A 1,495-nucleotide genomic window follows, 5' to 3' on the forward strand; every position below is an offset into this window, starting at 1 on the left:
CCGGCGTGCGCCCCACCTGCGCCTGGAACAGCTCATGGATCCGCGCCTGGTCCGGATACGCCACCGCGGTGGCGTTGAAATCATGCAGCAACTGCTGCCGCTCGCCCGCATCCAGCAGCGCCAGCGTGCCCACCGGCTGCCCCGGGTCGGCCACCATCGCGGCCAACACCCGCTGCCAATGCGCCAGCAACCGCTCCATCGTCGCCGCGTCGTACAGGTCGGTGGCGTAGTCCAGCTGCACCGCCAAGCCGTCCCCCGACTGGCTCAGCGCCAGCGACAGGTCGAACTGGGTCGTGGCCTGGGCCTGGGGCAGGGGCGACAACGCCACCCCGGCCAAGGCCTCCACCCCCGCCCCGGGCGTGTTGTCCAGGCTCAGCATCACCTGGAACACCGGCGCATGGCTCAGGCTGCGCGCCGGGGCCAGGCGTTCGACCACCTGCTCGAACGGCACCTCCTGGTGCGCGTAGGCCGCCTGCGTGGTCGCCTGGACCTGCGCCAGCACCTGCGCCACGCTCGGTTCCCCGGCCAGCGACACCCGCAGGGCCAGGGTGTTGGCGAAAAATCCCACCAGCCCCTCCAGCTCCAGACGCGGGCGGTTGGCCACCGGGGTCCCCACCACCACCTCGTCCTGCCCGCTCCAGCGCGACAGCACCACCGACCAGCCCGCCAGCAGGGTCATGAACAGCGTCGCCCCATGGCGCTGGCCCAGCGCCTGCAGCCCGGCCAGCAACGCCGCCGGCACCTGCGCCCGCAGCGCCGCCCCCCGATAGCTCTGCTGCGCCGGCCGCGGCCGGTCACTCGGCAACTCCAGCAACGCCGGCGCCCCCGACAGGTGCCCCTGCCAGAACGCCAGTTGCTGCTCCAGCCGCAACGAATCGGGCACGACGCCGATGTCGCGGATGGGCGGGGGAGCAATGCTGGTATCAGACATGATCGATGGTCTTTGACATGGAGAATCACTCGCGGAAACGAACAGCCTCGGCCCAGGCAGAGGCTGTTCACGTCGTCACTGAGTTCTCCACTTCCCAGATCGCCAGCAGCTCTTCTTCCGTCATCCCATCGAGGGCATCGGACAGGCGATGTACATCGGCCTGGTCGAAACCCGCGATCTGGGCCGAAGAAACCACTTTCGCCAACGCGGCGAGCGTCGACTGCGTGAAAAGTTCGCGCAGCGGCAATTCCACGCCCTGCGACCGATGCAGGCGCGACACCACCTGTACCGCCATCAGCGAATGGCCGCCCAGTTCGAAAAACTTGTCATGGCGACCCACCCGCTCCAGCCCCAGCAGGTCCTGCCAGATATCCGCCAACGCCTGCTCGATCTCCCCCACCGGCGCTTCGTATTCGCACCGCGGAACCGACGCATCGTCCGGCGCCGGCAACGCATCGCGATCGAGCTTGCCGTTGGCGGTCAGCGGCAGGTGGTCGAGCACCACGAACGCCGCCGGGACCAGGTGCTCGGCCACCTGCGCGGCCAGCGCGCTGCGCAAGTGCG

At 69.4% G+C, this 1,495-nt stretch carries 2 protein-coding genes; both read right to left on the minus strand.

The genetic code is table 11. The annotated features are described in order from the left end of the window. Nucleotides 1–931: condensation domain-containing protein (locus G7B67_RS13055; RefSeq protein ID WP_207780946.1), on the minus strand; the 931-nt coding region annotated here is incomplete at its 3' end. A 67-nt stretch (nt 932–998) separates the two neighbouring features. After that, on the minus strand, nt 999–1,495 hold a 497-nt coding region (locus tag G7B67_RS13060), incomplete at its 5' end, for a phosphopantetheine-binding protein (protein ID WP_243412382.1).

The organism is Cognatiluteimonas telluris, assembly GCF_011320095.1.
Taxonomy (GTDB): Bacteria; Pseudomonadota; Gammaproteobacteria; order Xanthomonadales; family Xanthomonadaceae; genus Cognatiluteimonas; species Cognatiluteimonas telluris.